This is a genomic window from Devosia sp. Leaf64, assembly GCF_001421945.1.
In the GTDB taxonomy this organism is placed as follows: domain Bacteria; phylum Pseudomonadota; class Alphaproteobacteria; order Rhizobiales; family Devosiaceae; genus Devosia.
This window is the reverse complement of record NZ_LMLO01000012.1, coordinates 1-1,717: the sequence shown is the minus strand read 5'-3', so window position 1 is coordinate 1,717 and position 1,717 is coordinate 1. Positions and strand designations below refer to the sequence as shown.

Below are 1,717 nucleotides of genomic sequence, written 5' to 3'. Positions count from 1 at the left end.
TGAGATCGAGAGGCTGCGGCGAGAGGTCGCCAAGCTCAAGGCGGAGCGCGACATCCTAAAAAACGATCAAGGGCCTTGGCCCGCCTGTGCGCGGTAGAAACAGGGCATGCTACGGTGGTCGGCGGAGGGGAGTTGCCGACTGCTTATTGGAGGCTCTCGACCCCGTTAAAAAACGTGGCACATGGGCTGTTGCGCACTTGAGAGTGGTGACGCTATTTCGGTGGCGATCCCGGTTAGGAAAATGACGAACTTGCGCGGCCCAGCCCCTCCATCACCATAGGAGGAAAAGCCATGCCCAAGTCAAAGTCTGCCAGTCTTCAGAACCTGACACGAATGAATCCCGGAGCGGCGGCGATCGACATCGGATCTACGATGCATATGGCTGCCGTGAACCCGGACAGCAACGATACGCCAATACGCCCTTTCGGCACCTTTACCCACGATCTCCATGATCTCGCAGATTGGTTCAAATCCTGCGGCGTCACCAGCGTGGCGATGGAGTCGACCGGCGTCTACTGGATCCCCGCCTTTGAGATCCTCGAGCAGCACGGGTTCGAGGTGATCCTGGTCAATGCGCGATATGCCAAGAACGTCCCGGGCCGCAAGACCGATGTCAGCGATGCGGCCTGGCTTCGCCAATTGCATTCCTATGGCCTGCTGCGCGGAAGCTTCCGCCCCGATGGTCCGGTGGCAACGCTTCGTGCCTATCTGCGGCAGCGAGAGCGTCTAGTTGAATATGCCGCCGCCCACATCCAGCATATGCAGAAGGCGCTGATGGAGATGAACCTGCAGTTGCACCATGTCGTGTCGGACATCACCGGAGTGACCGGGATGAAGATCATACGGGCGATTGTCTCAGGTGAGCGGGATCCGGACGTACTGGCATCAATGCGCGATGTTCGCTGCCATTCGTCGACGGCTACCATACGAGCCGCCCTGATCGGCAACGACCGAGAGGAGCATGTTTTTGCACTCTCCCAGTCCCTGGAACTCTACGACTTTTACCAGCTCAAGATGCTCGAGTGCGATCGGCGCCTCGAGGCCGCAATGGCCGCGGTGGCCGTAGAGCATGATGCCGCGCTCGCGCCCCTGCCAAAGATCCGGACCAAGACGAAGCAGGTCAATGCGCCGTCCTTCGACGTGCGCGCCGCATTATACGGCCTTGTCGGCATCGACCTGACGCAGATCCACGGTCTTGGCTCATCGTTGGCTCTCAAGTTGGTCGGCGAGTGCGGCACAGACTTGCGGGCCTGGCCGACGGCCAAGCACTTTACTTCGTGGCTATGCCTGGCGCCTGGAAACAAGATCTCCGGCGGTAAGCTGCTCTCGTCCCGCACCCGCCGATCCTCCAGCCGTGCGGCTGCGCTTTTAAGGTTGGCAGCAACTACCATTGGACGCAGCGACACCGCCCTGGGTGCATTTTATCGGCGCTTGGCTGGACGCATTGGCAAGCAGAAGGCGGTGACGGCGACGGCCCGCAAGATTGCGGTGCTGTTCTACAATGCCCTTCGTCACGGGATGATTTATCAAGACCCGGGTGCGGACGCCTATGACGAGAAGCATCGCAGCCGCGTTCTTGCCAATCTGCAGCGTCGCGCTCGGTCTCTAGGTTATCAACTCGAGCCCACGGCCGCTGGGGAATGTGTTTCTTAGGAAAGCCGCGGCCTACTTTGCCAGGGACTCGATATGAGGTTCTCTTTCGTGGCGAAGCACCGAG

General features: G+C 59.9%; 1 protein-coding gene. It reads left to right on the top strand.

The features are described from left to right. The first annotated feature begins 291 nt into the window (after positions 1–291). Positions 292–1,653: an IS110 family transposase gene (locus ASE94_RS05635; protein WP_062629570.1), complete on the top strand. Its 1,362-nt coding sequence runs from the start codon at positions 292–294 to the stop codon at positions 1,651–1,653. Positions 1,654–1,717 lie beyond the last annotated feature (64 nt).

Excerpts from the sequence above, each read along its gene's own strand:
- ASE94_RS05635 (WP_062629570.1), top strand. The coding sequence starts at position 292 with ATGCCCAAGTCAAAGTCTGCCAGTCTTCAGAACCTGACACGAATGAAT.